This window comes from Sphaerisporangium sp. NPDC049003, from assembly GCF_043197795.1.
Lineage (GTDB): Bacteria > Actinomycetota > Actinomycetes > Streptosporangiales > Streptosporangiaceae > Sphaerisporangium.
On record NZ_JBICTU010000044.1, the window covers coordinates 1 to 19,083 of the forward strand.

The 19,083-nt window shown below is 69.2% G+C and carries 18 protein-coding genes; 5 read left to right on the forward strand and 13 right to left on the reverse strand.

Translation table 11 applies throughout. The features are described 5' to 3' along the window. Positions 1-658, forward strand: a 658-nt coding sequence (locus ACGFIV_RS33055; RefSeq protein WP_392838892.1) for a DUF6082 family protein, incomplete at its 5' end; no start/stop codon positions are given. 141 nt (positions 659-799) lie between these two features. After that, positions 800-1,885 (forward strand): Gfo/Idh/MocA family oxidoreductase, encoded by a 1,086-nt coding sequence (locus tag ACGFIV_RS33060; RefSeq protein ID WP_358552252.1) that lies wholly within the window; start codon positions 800-802, stop codon positions 1,883-1,885. A gap of 86 nt (positions 1,886-1,971) precedes the next feature. On the opposite strand, the gene ACGFIV_RS33065 is transcribed toward ACGFIV_RS33060, so the two are convergent. Beyond that, the gene (locus ACGFIV_RS33065; RefSeq protein WP_392838895.1) at positions 1,972-2,328 is read right to left on the reverse strand and encodes a YciI family protein; all 357 of its coding nucleotides are present in this window, start codon (positions 2,326-2,328) and stop codon (positions 1,972-1,974) included. 183 nt (positions 2,329-2,511) lie between these two features. On the opposite strand from ACGFIV_RS33065, the gene ACGFIV_RS33070 reads away from it, so the two are divergent. Beyond that, positions 2,512-3,501, forward strand: a complete 990-nt coding sequence (locus ACGFIV_RS33070; RefSeq protein WP_392838897.1) for a DNA polymerase ligase N-terminal domain-containing protein — start codon at positions 2,512-2,514, stop codon at positions 3,499-3,501. Positions 3,502-3,545: 44 nt separating this feature from the next. On the opposite strand, the gene ACGFIV_RS33075 is transcribed toward ACGFIV_RS33070, so the two are convergent. Continuing rightward, positions 3,546-4,382, reverse strand: a complete 837-nt coding sequence (locus ACGFIV_RS33075) for an NAD(P)H-binding protein (protein ID WP_392838899.1) — start codon at positions 4,380-4,382, stop codon at positions 3,546-3,548. 295 nt (positions 4,383-4,677) lie between these two features. Here ACGFIV_RS33075 and glnII point away from each other — a divergent pair, with 295 nt between their 5' ends. Next, positions 4,678-5,709, forward strand: a complete 1,032-nt coding sequence (glnII, locus tag ACGFIV_RS33080) for a glutamine synthetase (RefSeq protein ID WP_358552260.1) — start codon at positions 4,678-4,680, stop codon at positions 5,707-5,709. Positions 5,710-5,799: 90 nt separating this feature from the next. Here glnII and ACGFIV_RS33085 read toward each other — a convergent pair whose 3' ends face one another. The 4 genes from ACGFIV_RS33085 to ACGFIV_RS33100 all read right to left on the reverse strand — a co-directional run bounded on the left by ACGFIV_RS33085 (position 5,800) and on the right by ACGFIV_RS33100 (position 9,157). Continuing rightward, the gene (locus ACGFIV_RS33085; RefSeq protein WP_358552262.1) at positions 5,800-6,474 is read right to left on the reverse strand and encodes an ATP-dependent Clp protease proteolytic subunit; all 675 of its coding nucleotides are present in this window, start codon (positions 6,472-6,474) and stop codon (positions 5,800-5,802) included. Positions 6,475-6,513: 39 nt separating this feature from the next. Beyond that, the gene (locus ACGFIV_RS33090) at positions 6,514-7,080 is read right to left on the reverse strand and encodes an ATP-dependent Clp protease proteolytic subunit (protein ID WP_392838902.1); all 567 of its coding nucleotides are present in this window, start codon (positions 7,078-7,080) and stop codon (positions 6,514-6,516) included. Positions 7,081-7,432: 352 nt separating this feature from the next. Next, positions 7,433-8,233 (reverse strand): cytidylate kinase family protein, encoded by an 801-nt coding sequence (locus ACGFIV_RS33095; RefSeq protein WP_392838904.1) that lies wholly within the window; start codon positions 8,231-8,233, stop codon positions 7,433-7,435. Positions 8,234-8,656: 423 nt separating this feature from the next. Continuing rightward, positions 8,657-9,157, reverse strand: a complete 501-nt coding sequence (locus ACGFIV_RS33100; RefSeq protein WP_392838906.1) for a hypothetical protein — start codon at positions 9,155-9,157, stop codon at positions 8,657-8,659. Positions 9,158-9,341: 184 nt separating this feature from the next. Here ACGFIV_RS33100 and ACGFIV_RS33105 point away from each other — a divergent pair, with 184 nt between their 5' ends. Continuing rightward, the gene (locus tag ACGFIV_RS33105) at positions 9,342-9,467 is read left to right on the forward strand and encodes a hypothetical protein (RefSeq protein WP_392838908.1); all 126 of its coding nucleotides are present in this window, start codon (positions 9,342-9,344) and stop codon (positions 9,465-9,467) included. Positions 9,468-9,905: 438 nt separating this feature from the next. Here the strand turns inward: ACGFIV_RS33105 and ACGFIV_RS33110 are convergent, their stop codons facing one another. The 7 genes from ACGFIV_RS33110 to dnaK form a co-directional block, all read right to left on the reverse strand. Next, positions 9,906-11,585 carry an FAD-dependent oxidoreductase gene (locus ACGFIV_RS33110; RefSeq protein WP_392838910.1) on the reverse strand — a complete coding sequence of 560 codons (1,680 nt, stop codon included), beginning with the start codon at positions 11,583-11,585 and terminating at the stop codon, positions 9,906-9,908. 143 nt (positions 11,586-11,728) lie between these two features. Then, positions 11,729-12,163: a thioredoxin gene (gene trxA / locus ACGFIV_RS33115; RefSeq protein ID WP_358557366.1), complete on the reverse strand. Its 435-nt coding sequence runs from the start codon at positions 12,161-12,163 to the stop codon at positions 11,729-11,731. Positions 12,164-12,202: 39 nt separating this feature from the next. Further along, entirely contained in the window at positions 12,203-14,833 is a 2,631-nt protein-coding gene (gene clpB / locus ACGFIV_RS33120) for an ATP-dependent chaperone ClpB (protein WP_392838913.1), read from the reverse strand. Continuing rightward, the gene (locus tag ACGFIV_RS33125) at positions 14,815-15,180 is read right to left on the reverse strand and encodes a chaperone modulator CbpM (protein WP_358557360.1); all 366 of its coding nucleotides are present in this window, start codon (positions 15,178-15,180) and stop codon (positions 14,815-14,817) included. Before ACGFIV_RS33125 ends, clpB begins: the two co-directional genes overlap by 19 nt. Next, positions 15,177-16,205, reverse strand: a complete 1,029-nt coding sequence (locus ACGFIV_RS33130; protein WP_358557357.1) for a DnaJ C-terminal domain-containing protein — start codon at positions 16,203-16,205, stop codon at positions 15,177-15,179. The genes ACGFIV_RS33125 and ACGFIV_RS33130 overlap by 4 nt, the downstream gene beginning before the upstream one ends. A gap of 8 nt (positions 16,206-16,213) precedes the next feature. Further along, positions 16,214-16,873: a nucleotide exchange factor GrpE gene (locus ACGFIV_RS33135; protein WP_358557353.1), complete on the reverse strand. Its 660-nt coding sequence runs from the start codon at positions 16,871-16,873 to the stop codon at positions 16,214-16,216. A 1-nt stretch (position 16,874) separates the two neighbouring features. After that, the gene (dnaK, locus tag ACGFIV_RS33140) at positions 16,875-18,785 is read right to left on the reverse strand and encodes a molecular chaperone DnaK (protein ID WP_358557350.1); all 1,911 of its coding nucleotides are present in this window, start codon (positions 18,783-18,785) and stop codon (positions 16,875-16,877) included. Positions 18,786-19,083: the final 298 nt, after the last annotated feature.

Here is a 19,083-nt window from a genome sequence, read left to right on the forward strand (position 1 = left end):
GGGACGAACTGAGGGAGATCATTATGATCGACTACACGACCAGGTGGTCCCTTCCTCGTGGCAACTGGGTGGTCCCATCAGGCTGGCAAGCGACAATGGCGGGAGATGGTCGCGAAGAAGTGAAATCGGACAGACCTACGGGGCAGCCGCCGCCTTGCTCTCCGTCTTCGCATTGGCCGCGATCACTGTTTCCTTAGTCCTGCAAGCCCGTGAAGCCAAGCTGGCCCGGGAACAGGCGTCACGGGCCACTCACAATGAGTTGATCACGATGGCTCTGGAAAACCCGATTTATCGCGAGTGCTGGGGGGTGTTCAGCACCGAGACGGACGAGAGGTCCCTCAGGCAGCAGTTGTACACCAACCTCATCTTGTCCTACTGGCAGACCCGGTTCGAGCTCGGCACCTTTTCCGAGACGCATCTACGTCACGGCGCGACAACCATCTTCTCGGCCAGGCCTGGGCGGACTTTCTGGCATGAAGCCAGAGAAGCACGCATCCGGACGTCCCAGACGCGAAAGGCTCGGAGGTTCCACGCGATTCTCGATGAGGAGTACAACAGGTCGGTCGCGGCCACGCCCACGCTCGACCTGCCCTCAGAGCCGCGCGCCACGCGAATCGCCGGGCTCATGCGCAGGGTCGCCGATCGGCTGGACAGGTAGGTGTCGCCTCCGCGCCCGGCAGGGGAGGTGGAGTGTTGTTCTCTGGGGGGATCACGTGCAGTGTGTGGGGTGCCGTGCGTGGGAGTACCGCGGTGGTGGGATGGGCCTCGCGGAGCGCCCCGAGTACGAGAAGGAAGCATATTGAGCTCAGAGTCAGCGGGGCGTTTCGGTCTGGTCGGCAGCGGGTGGCGTTCGCGGTTCTTCCTGCGCCTGGCCAGGCAGTTGCCCGAGCGGCTGTCGGTGTCCGGCGTGGTGACCAGGTCGGCCGAGCGCGGAGCGGAGGTCGAGTCGGGCTGGGGTGTGCCGACGTTCCGCTCCGTCGGGGAGATGCTCGCCGCCGGACGTCCCGAGTTCGTCATCCCGTCGGTTCCGTGGCCGGTCACCCCGGAGGTGACCAAGGAACTGGTCGCGTCCGGCGTCCCCGTGCTGGCCGAGACGCCGCCGGCGGCCGACCTGGACGGGCTGCGCGACCTGTGGGCCGCCGTCGGTTCCAGCGGCCTGGTGCAGGTGGCGGAGCAGTACCTGCACATGCCGGGGCACGCGGCCAGGCTGGCGCTGATCCGTGAGGGCGTCATCGGGCAGGTGACCTCCGTGCAGGTCTCCTCCACGCACCTCTACCACGCCGTGTCGATGATCCGTCACCTGCTCGGCGCCGGCTTCGAGGCGGCCACGGTGAACGCCCGATCGTTCACCGGCCCGCTGGCCGACCCGCTGACCCCGGACGGCTGGACGGGTGACGCGTCGCCGAAGAAGGCGGCCACCACGATCGCCACGCTGGCGTTCGACCGCGGGATGGGGCTCTACGACTTCACCGACAACCAGTGGTGGAACCCGCTGCGCACACGCCGCATCGTCATCCGAGGGTCGCTGGGCGAACTGGTGGACGACCGCGTCGTGCGCCTCGCCGACCCCGCCACCCCGGTGGAGTCGCACCTCATCCGGCGCCAGACCGGGATCGACCTGAATCTCGAAGGCTTCGAGCTGGACCACATCAGCTTCGACGGGCGGATCGTCTACCGCAACGACTACAAGGGGGCGCGGTTCTCCGAGGACGACCTGGCCGTCGTCTCCCTGCTGTGCCAGATGACGGCCTGGGTGCGGGGCCAGGCGCCCGAGCCGTACCCCCTGGCCGACGGCTGCCAGGACCATCTGATCAGCCTGGCGATCGGCGAGTCGCTGCGCACGTCGGCCGACGTCACCACCACCCGCGAGGCCTGGGCGCGCTGACCCTCCGCCCTAGTAGGACGAAGGCCCACGAGGAGGACGAACACCCACGACGGCTCGCCCATGGACAGGGGTGGCCGTCGTGGGTGTCACCGGGCTCCCCCACTGCCGGCCGGTGGCGCGGCGACCTGGCGGAGTTCCACGTCGCCTACCACCTCGGCCTGGCGTGCCGCCCATTCGATCGCCTCCTCCCTCGATCTCACCTCGATCAACGCGAACCCGGTGATCAGTTCCTCCTCGCCGGCGGACGGGCCTCCTGTCACGATCCGCCTCCTCTCGAAGACCGAGACGCGTGCGCCCGCCGAGCCGGGCAGGAGGGCTTCGGCGGCGAGCAGTACGCCGGCCCGTACCATCTCGTCGATCAGCCTCCCCAGGCCGGCGAGCGGGTCGGCGGCCGGGTCGGCGGCCTGAACCACGCGCTGCCCGGTGGCCCTGTGCATCAGCATGAACCGCATCGTCGTGCCTCCTATAGGGACATTAGGGACATCTATAAGGACATCCGCGTCCATCTAGATGTCGATCGACGGGCGGGGACTTCGACAGGCTCTCGCGGGAACTTCCGACGTTTCGCTTCCCCGAGGCGTACGCATTGGGGTGCGGTATGGGCGCGGTGTGGGTACGAAACGGCAATGTCGCCCGACAAGCTGGACGCCTACCGGAGCAAGCGCGACGCCACCCGCACGCCGGAGCCCGTGCCCGAACCGGGGCCCCTCCCCACGGGCCAGGACGACACCTTCGTGATCCACGAGCACCACGCCCGCCGCCTGCACTGGGATCTCCGCCTCGAACGCGAGGGCGTGCTGGCCTCCTGGGCCATCCCCAAGGGCCTCCCCCTCGACCCCAAGACCAACCATCTGGCCGTGCACACCGAGGACCACCCCATCGAATACTCCACGTTCGAGGGAGAGATCGCCCAGGGCGAGTACGGCGGGGGCCTGATGCTCGTCTGGGACCGGGGCACCTACGAGACCGAGAAGTGGACGGACCGCGAAGTCAAGATCGTGGTACACGGGTCGCGGGCCTCCGGCCGGTACGTGCTGTTCCCGACCCACGGCAAGAACTGGATGATCCACAGGATGGACCCGCCGCCGGAACCCGGACTGCCGACCGCCGCGGACCTGCGTCCCATGCTGCCCGAGGAGCGCAGGCGCCTTCCTCGCGACCAGGACGCCTACGGCTTCGAGTTCGACCTCGGGGGCACGCGTGCCCTCGCCGGCATCGAGAACGGCAAGGTCGGCCTCTTCGCCGAGGACGGCACGCCTGTCGACCACCCCGACCTCGCCGGCCTCGGCAAGAACCTCCTCGGGCTGCCCTCCGTCCTCGACGGCCAGATCGTCGAGATGGACGGCACACCGATTTACATGATCTTCGACGTGCTGCGCCTCAACGGCGGAGTCCTGCTCGACCGGACCTACAGGGACCGGCGCCGCACCCTCGACCACCTGTCCCTGCGCGGCCCGCACTGGCAGACGACTCCATGGTTCCCTGGCGACGGCAAGGCGGTGCTCAAGGTGGCCAGGGAGCAGGGGCTTCCGGCCGTCCTGGCCAAACGGCTCGACAGCCCGTACGTCCCCGGCGCGCGGTCGCCGTACTGGCTGCGCGTCCCCGTAGGCGACTGACTCTCTCTCCTGGCCGAACGGCGGCTCGTACGCGCCGCCGCCGGTCAGCGGAAGTCGTCCGCGTGGTCCGCCGCCCACTGGGCGAACGTACGGGCGGGCCGGCCGGTGACCTTCTCGACGGTGTGCGTCACCAGGGCCTCCCGGCCGACGGACCTGGCCTGGAGGTCCATCAACGTGTCGACGATCTCCTCCGGGACGCGCTGGATCATGGCCTGCCGGGCGACCTCCGGCGGCACCTCCTCAAGGCGGAGCGGCCGTCCGGCGGCCTCGCCGACGATCCGTACCTGGTCGCTCAGTGTCAGCGAACGCGGGCCGGTCAGCTGGTACCGCGCGCCGTCGTGGCCGTCCGAGATCAGCGCCTGGACGCCCACGGCGGCGATGTCGGCCTCGTGGATCGGCGCCGTGGCGGCCTGGCCGAACGGAAGCCGCACGACGTCCCCCGTCTTGACCTGGCCCTGCCACTGGTAGGCGTTGGTGGCGAAGGCGCCGGGCCGTATGAAGGTCCGCTCCAGGCCGGACTCCTCGATCGTGTCCTCGATGACGGCGTGGAGGGCGGCGATGGGGTTCGGCTGAACCTCGGCGTCGTCGTCCACGGCGATGGACGAGAGCAGGACGACCCTGCGGACGCCGGCGTCCTTGGCGGCCTTGAGGAACGCGGGTGCGGTGCCCGGCACGGCGTACAGGAAGGCGGCGGTGACGCCCTGAAGCGCGGGAGGGAGGGTGCCGGGCTCGGACAGGTCCCCGCGGACCACCTCGGCCCCGGGCGGCAGGCTCGCCCTGTCCGGATCACGGGTGAGGGCCCTGACTTGCTGACCAGCGGCGAGAAGCTGCTCGACCACGTTCCGGCCGACGTTGCCGGTGGCTCCGGTTACCAGGATCATGAGCTTCCTCCAGAGTGGTGACCATAATCGCGGAACCATGGGTTTCAGCGAGTATCGGATGGCTTCTATCGCGAATGTCAGCCCAAGGATGATGATCCCCGGATGGCGGGTTCTCACCCGGCCGATCATCCAAGCCGCCCTCCCTCGACACCCGGACCAGGTACCTGACCAGGCAAGATGTGTGAGCAACGACACGCCGAGCTCGTGCACGATTTCACATGGCGTTCATAAATGGGCAACAGCTTTGAAACGGCCGGTTGACAATCTCGGCGTTGCGGACACGTGTGGGGTCTGCTTGTCTGAAGGGATCGTCGTGACCTACAAGGCCGAGTACATCTGGATTGACGGCACCGAGCCGACCGCCCGCCTCCGGTCCAAGACCAGGATTCTTGCCGACGGCGCGGAGCTGCCGATCTGGGGCTTCGACGGGTCGAGCACCAACCAGGCGCCTGGCAAGGCCTCCGACTGCGTGCTCAAGCCGGTGTTCACCTGTCCGGACCCCATCAGGGGCGGTGACAACGTGCTGGTCCTGTGCGAGGTCCTGCTCACCGACATGACGCCGCACCCGACCAACACGCGGGCGCAGCTCTCCCCCGTCGCCGAGCGCTTCGCCGACCAGGACTCCTGGTTCGGCATCGAGCAGGAGTACACCTTCTTCAAGGACGGCCGCCCGCTCGGCTTCCCGGTCGGCGGCTTCCCCGCCCCGCAGGGCTTCTACTACTGCGGCGTCGGCGCCGACGAGGTGTACGGCCGTGAGGTCGTCGAGGCTCACCTCGACGCCTGCCTGGAGGCCGGTCTGGCGATCTCCGGCATCAACGCCGAGGTCATGCCCGGCCAGTGGGAGTTCCAGGTTGGCCCCGCCGGCCCGCTCGCCGTCTCCGACCACCTGTGGGTCGCCCGCTGGCTGCTGTACCGCATCGCCGAGGACTTCGGCGTCACCGCCACGCTCGACCCCAAGCCGGTGAAGGGCGACTGGAACGGCGCGGGCGCGCACACCAACTTCTCCACCCAGGCCATGCGCTCCGGGTACGACCCGATCATCACCGCCTGCGAGGCCCTCGGCGAGAAGGCCGAGGAGCACATCGCGGGATACGGCGCCGAGATCGAGAACCGGCTCACCGGCATGCACGAGACCGCCCCGTGGAGCGAGTTCAACTACGGCGTGTCCAACCGTGGCGCGTCGGTCCGCATCCCGTGGCAGGTCGAGGTCGACAAGCAGGGTTACATCGAGGACCGCCGCCCCAACGCCAACTGCGACCCGTACGTCGTGACGCGTCTGATCGTGGACACCTGCTGCGCCGCCCTGGAGAAGGCCGGGCAGGTCTGACCCCGGCCCCGGCCCACACGGCCGGCCGACGTCCGACAGGTGGCGCCGCTTCCAGCGATGAAGGTTCTCGCGGGCGGCGCCACCGGCGTGTCATCTGGCCACGGACTTGACCAAGGTGGGCTTGCGCTTCCTGCTGGTGAAGATCTCGTCCACGATGCCGTAGGCCTTGGCCTCCTCGGCGGTGAGGATCTTGTCGCGTTCGATGTCCTTGCGGACGCTCTCCAGCGACCGGCCCGAATGGGCGGCGACGAGGCTTTCGAGGAGCGCGCGCATCCGCATGATCTCGCGCGCCTGGACCTCCATGTCACTCGTCGGCCCGAAGCTGCCCTCGGTGGAGGGCTGGTGGAGCAGGACGCGCGACTGCGCCAGCGCCGCCCGCTTGCCCGGTGTGCCGGCCGCGAGGAGTACGGCCGCGGCGGACGCCGCCTGGCCGATGCACACCGTCTGGATCTCGGGGCGGACGAACTGCATCGTGTCGTAGATCGCCGCCATCGCCGTGAACGAGCCGCCCGGCGAGTTGATGTAGATGCTGATGTCACGGTCGGGATCGAGTGACTCCAGGGTCAGCAACTGGGCCATCACGTCGTTGGCCGAGGTGTCGTCGATCTGCACCCCGAGGAAGATGATGCGATCCTCGAAGAGCTTGTTGTACGGGCTCATCTCCTTGACGCCGTAGCTCGTACGCTCGGTGAACGTGGGCATGACGTACCGGCTGTCGATCGGGGCGACCCTGGCGGGGATCCCGGGCCGGCTCTGATCACTCATAATGCCTCCACTCGTGCTTCGAGGTCATGCTCTGGCCGGTCAGGAGACCGGGCCGGCGGAGGGAACGAGGTTGGCGCTCCGCACCACGTGGTCGACGAAGCCGTAACTCCTTGCCTCCTCGGCCGTGAACCACCGGTCGTGGTCGGAGTCGCGCGCGATCTGCTCCACGGATTGGCCGGTGTGGAAGGCGATGCGCTCGGCGAACATCTTCTTCGTGTAGAGCATCTGCTCGGCCTGGATCTTGATATCGGAGGCCGTGCCGCCGATGCCGCCCAATGGCTGGTGCATCAGAATGCGGGCGTGCGGCAGGCTGTAACGCTTGCCGGCCGTGCCGGCGCAGAGCAGGAACTGCCCCATCGAGGCGGCCAGCCCCATCGCCACCGTCGAGATATCGTTTGGGACGTATTGCATGATGTCGTAAAAAGCCATGCCGGCCGTTACAGAACCGCCAGGCGAGTTGATGTAAAGAAAGATGTCCCGCTTGGAGTCCTCGGCCGAGAGCAGCAGCAGCTCTCCGCAGATCCTGTTGGAGATCTCGTCGTCGACCTCCTGGCCGAGGAAGATGATGCGCTCGCGCAGCAGCCGCTGGCTGATCGGATCGATCATCGAGGGTGAGGGCACCTCGACGGGATGCGAGCTGGACTCGAAGGTCGCCGCGAACGGGTCACGGCTGGAACGCCTCGGGGTCACCGTTTGCCACCTGCTCCCAGATTAGTCGCCGGAAATCGCGGTTTTTACGTGCCGCGAAATTCTGAGTTTAACGCTGCCAGAAATCACACCCGCCCGACAGCTTTTTCACTGTCGGCACATTTTCACTATGAGCGGATTCCGCTTTAAACGTATTCCGCTCACAACGTATTTCGCTTGACAGAGTTTTGGCGATTACACCAGATGATCAGACCAGTGGAGTGACCGCCTCCGCCCGGCGCGTGGGGCGGTTTCAGCCCGTCATGGGTCTCTATGTGTCGTCGCCCGGGGGTTGGGCCGCCTGGAGGCAGAGGGGGGGTGCCCTGGAGGGGTCCGGCCGGGGGCATCGGGTGAGGGTGGGAACGGGTGGCCTGGATCTCGCCATCCCGCAGCCACCGGGGAGACCAGGAGTTGGGTGGGCAGCACTCGGATCACCCGTCAACCGGATCACGGGGTGGGAACGGAACCCAACAAGCCCGACCTCTTTCTCCAATTCAGGCCAGATCCCCTCGATTTCTGCGGTGTCGGCGGTGTCGGCGGTGGATCCGGCCAGCGCTGTGCCTCGGTCCCGGGCGCGATCTACCGTCTGCTCGAATGGGACGGACACGAAGATGCGCAGGTCCCACCGGTCGATGAGTTCTGGGCGCAGGAGGAAGACGCCGTCGAACAGCAGTACGGCGTCTGCGGGGGCGGTCGTGGCCGGCGGGGACGATGGGGTGTCGGTGTCTCTGTCGTAGACCGCGTGTTGGAACCTTCGGTCTCCGCCTGGGCCCAGCGGATCGAGCAGGACCCGGCACAGCGCGGCGTGGTCGTGGGCGTCGAAGTAGCAGCCTTCGGCCGAGTACTGGCCGCGTCGGTAGCGCTGTGCACGGGGGAAGAGGAAGTCGTCGACGGTCGCGCGGATGACGTCGCGGTCCTGCGCGCGCAGGACGACGGCGAGCTCGTCGGCCAGTGTGGTCTTGCCGGCGGCGGGCGGCCCGTCGATGGCGACCCGCAGCGGGTGCGCGGTCGTGACGGACCTGATCGCCTCGGCCAGCCGACTGATGAGCTCGCCGCGGGTGCCTTGGTCCATTGCTGCCTCTCTCACGGTGTCTCTGTTTAGCACCGCACGTCAGGGTTTAGCACCGCACGTCAGGGTTTAGCACCGCACGTCAGGCTGCGGTCACCGGGTCGCGTTCGACGAGGACGCCTCGTTCGAAGCGGGCTCCGGCGCGGACGAGGGCGACTCCAGTAACTGAGGAGGTTGGAAAACCCTCAATAGCCGACGCGGATTCGGCGCTGGAACGACCCGGGTAAGCACGCTTGCGGGACTAGTCGCCGGGTTCGCTCTGCGCAGCGGCGGGCGGAAGGACGACGCAGCGGCTTCGTCGGCGGCGACGTCGCGGAGTTCCTCGCGGGCGCCCGGCGCCGCGCACAACGCAGCGGCGCACAAAGAACCGCGGGGACCGGCCGTGACGGCCGGATCCCCGCGGGCGGGACGAAAGGGCGGGGGAGGTTACCGGCTCACTCGGGTTTCGGTGCCCGCCAGCACGTTGCCCGGGTCGGTGGCGACCAGGACGAACGACGCCCCGGAGGGGTCGACGTACACGTTGAAGTTCGCCGAGCTGTCGCCCAGGTGGAACGACGCCTTCCCGCTGCAGTCGCTCTTGATGTTGTAGGAGAGCGTGATCGGGGTGTGGTCGTTCACCAGGGCGTCCTTCACCACGAAGGCGGCGATGCCGGTGCCGCCGCCCTTGCCGTCGAAGTAGTCGAGGCCGCCCGTGGAGATCGGGATGCTCTCGCCACTCGGGGGCACCGACGTGCCGTTGGCGCCGAAGATGTAGTGCCCCTTCAGCGTGGCGTTGCTGCACCGGATCGTCGACTTGCCGGGCGCGTCGGCGTCGGCGTTGGTGGGGGCGACGAACGTGAGGATACCCGCGGTGGCCAGGGCGCCGGCCGAGGCAAGGACGGCGATGCTCTTGCGCGGGCCGATCCTGGAGATGAGTGATCGGGACATGGGTCGCTCCACTTCTGGATGTTCGGGGGCGTCAAAGGCTCAGGCGCGCTGGACATACTGACATCGTTCACATACCGATGCTTCTTCTGCTTTGCGGTCATGGTCGTTTGTTTTCGGCCGTGATAGCCGCCACCCGGGGAAGGCGGCAGGAAGCCCGCTGAGGAGAAGGAGGGGCCACCGCTGGGTGGTCGAGCGGACCGTCTCCTGGCTGGCCGGCTGCCGACGCCTTCACCGGCGCCACGAACGCCGCGCTGACCACTTCGCGTCCTTCGTTGCCATCGCCGCTGCCCTATTTGCTACCGCCGCATGACCAAATGAGTCACGGTCCTAAGACGTTCACGCCCACCCGTCAAGCAATTGGCGGGTGATCCGTGTGCTGCCCACCCGAAAAGCCCGCCCCCGGAGACAGCAAGCCTGCCTCGCTACCCACCCATCAGGCTCACCACGAAATCACCATGGCGACAGGCTGAGAGCACAGAAAGGACCCCAACAAAAGGGACCCAGAGACGAAGTGAGCCCATCCACCGCACCACGAGAGACCACGACCTGGGTGGGCAACGCCCGGACCACCCGTCAACCGGGCCACGGGTGGGAACAAAACCCAACAAGCCCAACCAGGCCAGATACCCCGCAAAGAGCGGCAGCCATGGCCACCAAGCCACGAGCGCTCAGAATCCCGGCCGCTCAGAATCCAAGGCGCTCAGAGTCCCGAGTGCTCAGAGTCCCGAGCGCTCAGAGTCCAGGGCGCTCAGACGGGAGGGAGGCCGCCCGTTTCCAGGTGTTCGTGGATGAGGCGGATGGCCATGGAGCCCTCGCCGACGGCTGAGGCGACGCGTTTGATGGAGCCGCTTCGCACGTCGCCCACGGCGAAGACGCCCATCCGGCTGGTCTCCAGAGGGAACGGCCTTCCGGGCTTCTCCCACCGCTCGCCGTCGCCCCCGGCGCGTACGGCGTCCGGACCGGTGAGGATGAACCCCTTGTCGTCCAGCGCGACCTCGTCGGCGAGCCACTGCGTGTGCGGAGCGGCGCCGATGAACACGAAGATCGCGTTCGCCTCGATTTCGCGCCGCTCCCCGGTCCGGTTGTTCTCGGCGACGACGCCCTGGAGCACCTTGTCGCCGATCAGTTCCCTCACCTCGGTGTTTAGGAGGACCTGGATTCCCGGGTTGCGCTCGATCTCGTCGACGAGGTACCGGGACATGTCCCTGCCGAGGTCGCCCGACCGCACCAGGAGCCGCACGCGCGCCGCGTGCTGGGCGAGGAAGAGCGACGCCTGGCCGGCGGAGTTGCCGCCGCCCACGACGATCACGGGCTCGCGGAGGCAGAGCTGCGCCTCGAACAGGGTCGCGGCGTAGTAGATGCCCTCCCCTTCGAACTCCTCCAGGCGCGGCAGGTCGAGCCTGCGGTACCGCGCGCCCGTGGCGACGACGACCGCGTGCGCGTTGGCCACCTTGCCCTCGTCGAGGCCTATCACGTAGTACCCGTCCCGCTGGCCGAGCGAGAGGGCCTCGGCCGGCACCGAGAAATGGGCGCCGAACTTCTCCGCCTGGATGACCGCGCGATCGGCCAGCTCTCCTCCGGAGATGCCCGAAGGGAAGCCGAGGTAGTTCTCGATACGCGAGGACGTCGCCGCCTGCCCACCCGAGGCCACGGCGTCGATCACGACGGTGACGAGCCCCTCCGACGCCCCGTACACGGCGGCGGCCAGACCTGCGGGTCCCGCGCCGACGACCACGAGGTCACCGACGATCTCGCGTGCCAGCGGTACGGGCATGCCTATCCCGCGCGCCAGCTCGGCGTTGGACGGATTGCGCAGCACCCGCTCGCCGCGCAGGATCACGATCGGGGTGTCCTGCGGCGTGAAACCGAGGTGGTGGAGCAGTTCGTCGGCCTCCTTGTCCTCTTCCAGGTCGATCCACTTGTGGGGCACGCGGTTGCGGGCGGCGAACTCGCGGAGCCGCCGCGCGTCCGGCGAGTAGCGCGATCCGATGATCCGGAACCCGGCTCCCAGCTCGATCAGGATGGTACGCCGGATGAGGTAGGCGCGAAGGATCACGTCGCCCAGTTCGGGCTCCTTGGCGACCAGGGCGCGCAGCTCGTTCACGGGCACGGCGAGCACCTCGCCCGCCTCCCGGACGACGGCCCGCAGGAACCCGGCCTGCCCGGTGAGCAGCCCGAGCTCTCCGAGAAACCGGCCGCGTCCGTGGACGCCGAGCACGTGCTCCTCGTCGTCGTACCGCTCGACGATCGCGACCTTGCCGGAGAGGACGACGTAGAACGTCGGGCACGGCTCCCCCTCCCGGAAGAGGATCTCTCCTACCTGCGTCGGCCGCCGCTCGCCGCACCCTTCGAGGCGGGCGATCACCTCGTCTCTCAGACGGGGGTAGGCCCCGTAGAGATCGGGCGTCTCCTGTATCCGCTCGCTCATGCCGTTCCTCGCGTCGTAGGTCGCCTGCCTCCCCTCTGGACGGATCCGGCCGACCGAGGGCGTTCCGCTCGTACCGAGGGCGTTCCGCTCGTCCGAGGGCGATTCAGCTCGTCCGAGGGCGATTCAGCTCGTCCGAGGGCGATTCAGCTCGTCCCGAGTGCCTCCTCTGTCCAGGCGCGGAGTACGGGGCCGGGCGCGGCGCCCGCGCGCTGGGCCACGACCTGACCCTTGTTCATGATCATCAGCATGGGTACAGCCTGGATGCCGGACCGCTCGGCCACCTTGGGCGACCGGTCGACGTTCACCTTGACGAGCTTGACCTTGCCCGCGAGATCACCCGCCAGCTGTTCCAGCACGGGGGTGACCACCCGGCACGGCCCGCACCACTCGGCCCAGAAGTCGACGAGGACCGGGACGGACGCGGCCTCGACGACCTCACCGAAGTCGTCGTCGCCCGCCTCCGCGATCCACGGCAGCGGCTCGTGGCAGTTGCCGCAGCGCGGGATCCCGTCGGCCGCTGCGGGCACACGGTTCTTGTGCTCACAATTCCGGCATTTCACGATTGTCGAGATGGACATCCGTATGGCCTCCCTCACGTCAGACGACTATTTGGACCATTACGCCGCTCGCCGCCCGGCGGGGTTCTCGTACGAGACCGCGAGATGGTCGCCGACCAGGTCCACGCGGATGACCGCGCCCTCACGGACGTCCCCGGCGATCAGCGCGCGCCCGATCCGGGTCTCGACCTCGCGGGCGATGAACCGCCGCAGCGGGCGGGCGCCGTAGACCGGGTCGAAGCCCTGCTCGGCGATGAAGCGGAGCGCGGCCTCGCTGACGTCGAGGGTCATCTGGCGGTCGGCGAGCCGGACCCTGATGTCGTCGAACATCAGCGAGACGACCCGCTCGATCTCGGGCAGGGTCAGCGGCTTGAACAGCACCGTGTCGTCGATCCGGTTGAGGAACTCGGGGCGGAAGCGCGAGCGCAGCTCCGCCATGACCAGCTCGCGCGCCTCCGGCTCGATCTCGCCCGTGGACGTCACGCCGTCGAGCAGGTAGTGCGACCCGATGTTCGACGTCATGATGATCACGGTGTTGCGGAAGTCGACCGTACGGCCCTGCGCGTCGGTCAGGCGCCCGTCGTCGAGCACCTGGAGCAGGATGTTGAACACGTCCGCGTGCGCCTTCTCGATCTCGTCGAACAGCACCACAGAGTACGGCTTGCGCCGCACCGCCTCGGTGAGCTGGCCGCCCTCCTCGAAGCCGACGTATCCGGGAGGCGCGCCGACCAGCCGGCTGACCGTGTGGCGCTCCTGGTACTCGCTCATATCGACCCTGACCATGTTCTCCTCGGTGTCGAAGAGCGCCTCGGCCAGCGCCTTGGCCAGCTCCGTCTTCCCGACGCCCGTCGGGCCGAGGAAGATGAACGAGCCGATGGGCCGGCGGGGGTCCTTGATGCCCGAGCGGGCGCGGATGATCGCGTCCGCCACCGCCCGCACCGCCTCGTCCTGGCCGATGACCCGCTCGTGCAGGATCTCGTCGAGCCGCAGCAGCTTCTCCCGCTCGCCCTCCTTGAGGCGGCTGACGGGGATGCCCGTCCACCGGGACACGATCGAGGCGATCTCGTCCTCGGTGACGACCTCGCGGAGCAGCCGGTGGCCGCCCTGCTTGGATTCGAGCTGCTCCTCGGCGGCGTGGAGCTTCCTCTCCAGCTCGGGCAGTTTGCCGTGCGTCAGCTCGGCGGCACGGTTCAGGTCGTACATGCGCTCGGCCTGCTCGGCCTCGCGCCGCACGGCCTCGATCTCCTGGCGGAGCTGCTGCTCCTTCTTCAGGGCGTGCCGCTCGGCCTCCCACTGGGCGCGCATGGCGTCGGCCTCGGCCCGCAGGCCGGCCAGTTCCTTGCGGAGCGCTTCGAGCCGCTGCCCGCTCGCCGGGTCGTCCTCCTTGGCGAGCGCGGCCTCCTCGATCTCCAGCCGCATGACCCGGCGCGTGAGCTCGTCCAGCTCGGCGGGCATCGAGTCGATCTCGGTGCGCAGCATCGCGCAGGCCTCGTCCACGAGGTCGATCGCCTTGTCGGGCAGGAACCGGTCGGAGATGTAGCGGTGGCTGAGGACCACGGCGGCGACGATCGCGCTGTCCTGGATCCTCACGCCGTGGAACACCTCCAGGCGCTCACGCAGACCGCGCAGGATGGAGATGGCGTCCTCGACGGACGGCTCGTCCACGAACACCGGCTGGAACCGGCGTTCCAGGGCCGCGTCCTTCTCGATGTACCTGCGGTACTCGGCGATCGTGGTGGCGCCGATCAGGTGCAGCTCGCCGCGCGCCAGCATCGGCTTGAGCATGTTGCCCGCGTCCATGGCGCCCTCGGTGGCGCCCGCGCCGACGACGTTGTGCACCTCGTCGATGAACAGGATGATCCGTCCCTCTGAGGCCTTCACCTCGGTGAGGACCGCCTTCAGCCGCTCCTCGAACTCGCCCCGGTACTTCGCGCCCGCGATCAGGGAACCCATGTCGAGGCTGAAGATGGTCTTGTCCTTCAGTCCCTCGGGGACGTCTCCCCTGGTGATGCGCTGGGCGAGTCCCTCGACGATCGCGGTCTTGCCGACTCCGGGGTCGCCGATGAGCACGGGGTTGTTCTTGGACTTGCGGGACAGGATCTGGATGACCCGGCGGATCTCTGCGTCGCGCCCGATGACCGGGTCCAGCTTGCCGGCCCGGGCGGCGGCCACGAGGTCGAGCCCGTACTTCTCCAGGGCCTCGTAGGCGACCTCGGGGTTGGCGGAGGTCACGCGCTGGTTGCCCCGGATCTGGGTGAGCACCTCCAGCAGCCGTTCACGGGTCATCCCGTGGCCCTGGAGCAGGCGGCCGGCCGCGCTCTCGGCGCCCTCGTCCATGAGCGCGAGCAGGAGGTGCTCGACCGAGACGTAGTCGTCCTTGAGCCGCTTGGCCTCCTGATCGGCGAGGTCGAGCACGCGGGACAGACGCTGGGTGACGTACACCTGCCCGGGGGAGGCGCCGGGACCGCTGACCTTGGGACGCCGTTCAAGCTCGGCCTCCAGCTCCAGGCGTAGCTTGTCCGGGTCGCCGCCCGCCGCGGACAGCAGGCGGGGCACGAGCCCTTCGGGCTGTTCGAGCAGCGCCAGCAGCAGGTGCTCGCCGTCGACCTCGGTGTGCCCGTACCGGATGGCCTTGGTCTGCGCGTCGTGCAGGGCTTCCTGCGATCTCTGGGTCAGTCGGTTCGGGTCCACGATGAGACTCCCGTAGGTCGTGAGCGGGTACGCAGAGCCGACTCCAGCTCCGCGATACGGTCGAGCAGGTCGATCACCACGCCGAGCGACGCGTAGTTGAGCGCGAGGCCGGCGTGCAGGCGCTCGATCCGGCCGAGCAGGACGAGCTGCGAGGGCGGGAACCTCATGTCGTCCCCGCTCTCCGCCACGGGGTCGAGGAGCCCGAGGGCGACCAGCCGGCGCACCTGGTCGGGGTGGAGCCCTCCGGCACGCGCGAACGACTCCAGGCCGATGCCCGGCATCCGTACCAGAGCCGTCGTGGACCTCTGCGCGCCTTCGGCGCGCGGCCCGGCCCGGCGAGAGTTCATCGCGTCGACCTCCTCGGGTTGAAGTCGGAGACCGCCGCCAGCCGCTCGAACAGGTTCCGCTCCTCGCCGGTCAGACTGGGCGGCACCATGATCTGGGCCTCGGCGTACAGGTCGCCGGGCTGGCCCTTCGGGTTCGGCAACCCCCGCCCGCGCAGGCGCAGCCGGCGGCCGGTGGAGGTCCCCGGCGGCACCTTCAGCTTGGCCTCACCGCCGGGCGTGTCGAAGGCGACGGTCGCCCCGAGCGTCCCCTCCCACGGGGTCAGCGGCAGCGGCACGTAGATGTCGCGCCCCTCGACGCGGTAGCGGGGATCGGAGATCCGGACGACCAGGTACAGGTCCCCGGCCCTGCCGCCGTCGGCGCCGTGGCCGCCCTGGCCGGCGAGCCTGACGCGCCGGCCGTCCGTCACCCCGGGAGGGATCGTGACCTGGAGGGTGCGCGGCCCGTCCGGCCCCTGGAGGGTGATCGTGCGGCGCCCGCCGTGGTAGGCGTCGTCGACCGTGAGGGTGATCTCGGCCTCATGGTCGGCGCCGGGGACCGGCCCCCAGCGGCGTCCGCCTCCCCATGCCCCTCCTTGGGCCCCTCCTTGGCTCCCTCCTTGGGCCCCTCCGCCGAACATGCCGCCGAAGAGGTCTTCGAGGTCGACGTCCACGCCCTCGTCGGAGGTGAAGCGGAACCCCTGGCCCTGCCCGGCCGTACGGCCGCCGCCCGCGCGTCCCCAGCCTCCGCCTGCGCCCCAGCCCGCTCCGGCCCCGGCCCTCGCCCGCGACCTGGACCAGGCCTCCGGGTCGACGTCCTCGGGCACCGACCGCCAGTCGGCCCCGAACGCGTCGTACCGCCGCCGCTTGCCGGGGTCGGACAGCACGTCGTAGGCCTCGGAGACGTCCTTGAACTTCTCCTCGGCGCCGGGGTCCTTGTTCACGTCGGGGTGGTAGGCGCGGGCGAGCTTGCGGTAGGCACGCTGGATCTCGTCCTGGCTCGCCGTCCTCGGCACCCCCAGGACCTGGTAGTGGTCGCGCGCCGCCATCGCTCGCCTCACTCCGGCTTCGTGGAGACGACCGACTCCGGCTTCGTGGAGACGACCGCCGCGGCCGGGCGGAGCTGCCGCTCGCCGTCGCCGTAGCCGGGCCGTACGACCTCGACCACCGTCCCCGGCGGGAGGTCCGGATCCGCCACCGTGCTCACGGCTTCGTGGCGGCTCGGGTCGAACGGCACCCCGGCCTCGTCGTGGCGTGGGAACCCGAGCCGGGCGAGCAGCGCCACGGCCTGGTCACGCACCGCGCGCACGCCCTCGATGACGGCGTCCGGGTCGGCGCCGGCGTGCCGGAGGGCGAGGTCCAGGTTGTCGACGATCGGCAGCCACTCCCTCATCAGGCGGGCCCGCTCCTCGGCACGGATCCGCTCGGCATCCCTGGCTATGCGCTTGCGCAGGTTGTCCAGCTCGGCGGCGGACCTCAGCCAGCGGTCCTCCAGTTCGGCGATCTTCGCGTCCATGTCCGCGACGGCCGATTCGCCGGAGGGCGCCTCTGTGGCGGATGCCTCTGTCGCGGGCACCTCCCCTGTCGCGGGTGCCTCGGTCGCGGGCACGCCGAAGCCGGCGTCGAGGCCGGTGCCCCCGGCGGACGCGCCCGCCGGCGGCCGGCCCCCGCCGGGAGGACCCGCGCCCGGAGGCGTCTCGTCGTGGTGGCCGGCCATGTCAGTCCGATGTGGTGAACTCGGCGTCGATGACGTCGTCGTCACCGCCGCTGGACGGACCCTGCTTGGCGGACGTCTCGGCGCTTCCCGCCTCCGCGCCCTGGGGCTCGCCCTGCGGCGCGTGGACCGCGCTGAGGCTGTGGTAGATCTGCTGCAGCTCCGAGCTGAGGTCGCGCAGCCGCTCGACGGGCGCCTCCTCCTTGATCGCCTGGCGTGCGTCGGCGACGAGCTGCTCCGCGCGTGCCTTCTCGTGTACGGGCACCGTGTCCCCGAGCTCGGCCAGCCGACGTTCGACCTGGTAGGCCACCGAGTCCAGCGCGTTCCTCGCGTCGATCGCCTCGCGGACCCTGGCGTCCTCGCTGCGGTGTTGCTCGGCGTCCTGGACCATCCGGTCGATCTCGCCCTTGTCGAGGTTGGAGCTCTCGCTGATCGTGATGCGCTGCTCGGCGCCGGTGTCCTTGTCCTTGGCCGTGACGTTGAGGATGCCGTTGGCGTCGACGTCGAAGGTGACCTCGACCTGGGGGACTCCGCGGGGCGCCGGGCGGATGTTCTCCAGCCGGAACCGGCCGAGTGCCCGGTTGTCCGCCGCGCGCTCGCGCTCGCCCTGGAGGACCACCACGTCCACGGCGCTCTGGTTGTCCTCCGCGGTGCTGAATGTCTCCGTACGGCGTGCGGGGATGGTCGTGTTCCGGTCGAGGACCTTGGTCATCACGCCGCCCAGCGTCTCGATGCCGAGCGACAGGGGCGTGACGTCGAGCAGGAGGACGTCCTTGACCTCGCCCTTCAGTACTCCGGCCTGGACGGCCGCGCCGTCGGCCACGACCTCGTCCGGGTTGACCGTCATGTTCGGTTCCTTGCCGCCGGTGAGGCGGCGCACCAGGGCCTGCACGGCGGGGATGCGCGTGGAACCGCCGACCAGGATGACCTCGTCGAGGTCGTCGGCCGTCAGCTTGGCGTCCTGGATGGCCTGCTTGACCGGTCCCATGGTGCGTTCGATGAGGTCGTGGGTGATCTCCTCGAACGTGGAGCGCATGAGGGTGGTGTTCAGGTGCTTCGGGCCGTTGGCGTCCGCGGTGACGAACGGCAGGCTGATGGTCGTCTGGGTGACCGACGAGAGCTCCACCTTGGCCTTCTCGGCGGCCTCGAACAGCCGCTGGAGCGCCTGCGGGTCGCGCCGGAGGTCGATGCCCTCCTGCCTCTGGAACTCGTCGGCCAGGTGGTCGACGATGCGGCGGTCGAAGTCGTCGCCGCCCAGGTGGGTGTCGCCCGCGGTGGAGCGGACCTCGATCACGCCCTCGCCGATGTCGAGGATGCTGACGTCGAAGGTGCCGCCGCCGAGGTCGAAGACCAGGACGGTCTCGCTGCCCTTCTTGTCCAGGCCGTAGGCGAGGGCGGCCGCCGTCGGCTCGTTGATGATCCGCATGACCTCCAGGCCCGCGATCTTGCCGGCGTCCCTGGTGGCGTGGCGCTGGGCGTCGTTGAAGTAGGCGGGCACCGTGATGACCGCCTCGGTGATCTTCTCTCCCAGGAACTTCGCCGCGTCGCCGACCAGCTTGCGGAGGATCAGGGCGGAGATCTCCTCCGGCGCGTAGAGCTTGTCCCTCACCTTGAACCGGACCGCGTCGTCGGGGCCCGGCACGACGTCGAAGGACACGGCGTTGATCTCGCTCTGGACCTCGTCGTAGCGGCGCCCGATGAACCGCTTGACGGAATAGATCGTGCCCTTGGGGTTGAGGATGGCCTGCCGCCGGGCGAGCTGGCCCACCAGGCGTTCACCGGTGTCCGTGAACGCGACCACCGAGGGCGTGGTCCGCTGCCCCTCGGCGTTGGGAATGACGACCGGCTGGCCGTCTTCCGTCGTCGCGATGACGGAGTTGGTCGTGCCGAGATCGATCCCGACTGCCTTCGCCATTTCTACCTCCCCTGGCGGCGTGCGCACTGGCACAGCGAGACGCGCGCCCGCCCCGGCACCGCGTGCCGCCACGTGCGCCCACACCTTGACCCTCGCCAGTGGAGAAGAGCCCCACATCCTCCAACCTGCTAGTCGTTGAGGTGCCCGGACCCGGCGCTCACGCCCGGCGCGGGCCGGGGAACCGGCGAGAACCCGATCGCGGGAGCCGAGCAGGCGGCGCGCGGACGCCGATGTCTATCCGAATTGAGGATGCCTCCCCGTTCGAGAAGCCGTTCCCGGGCCATGTGTACTGTGGTCA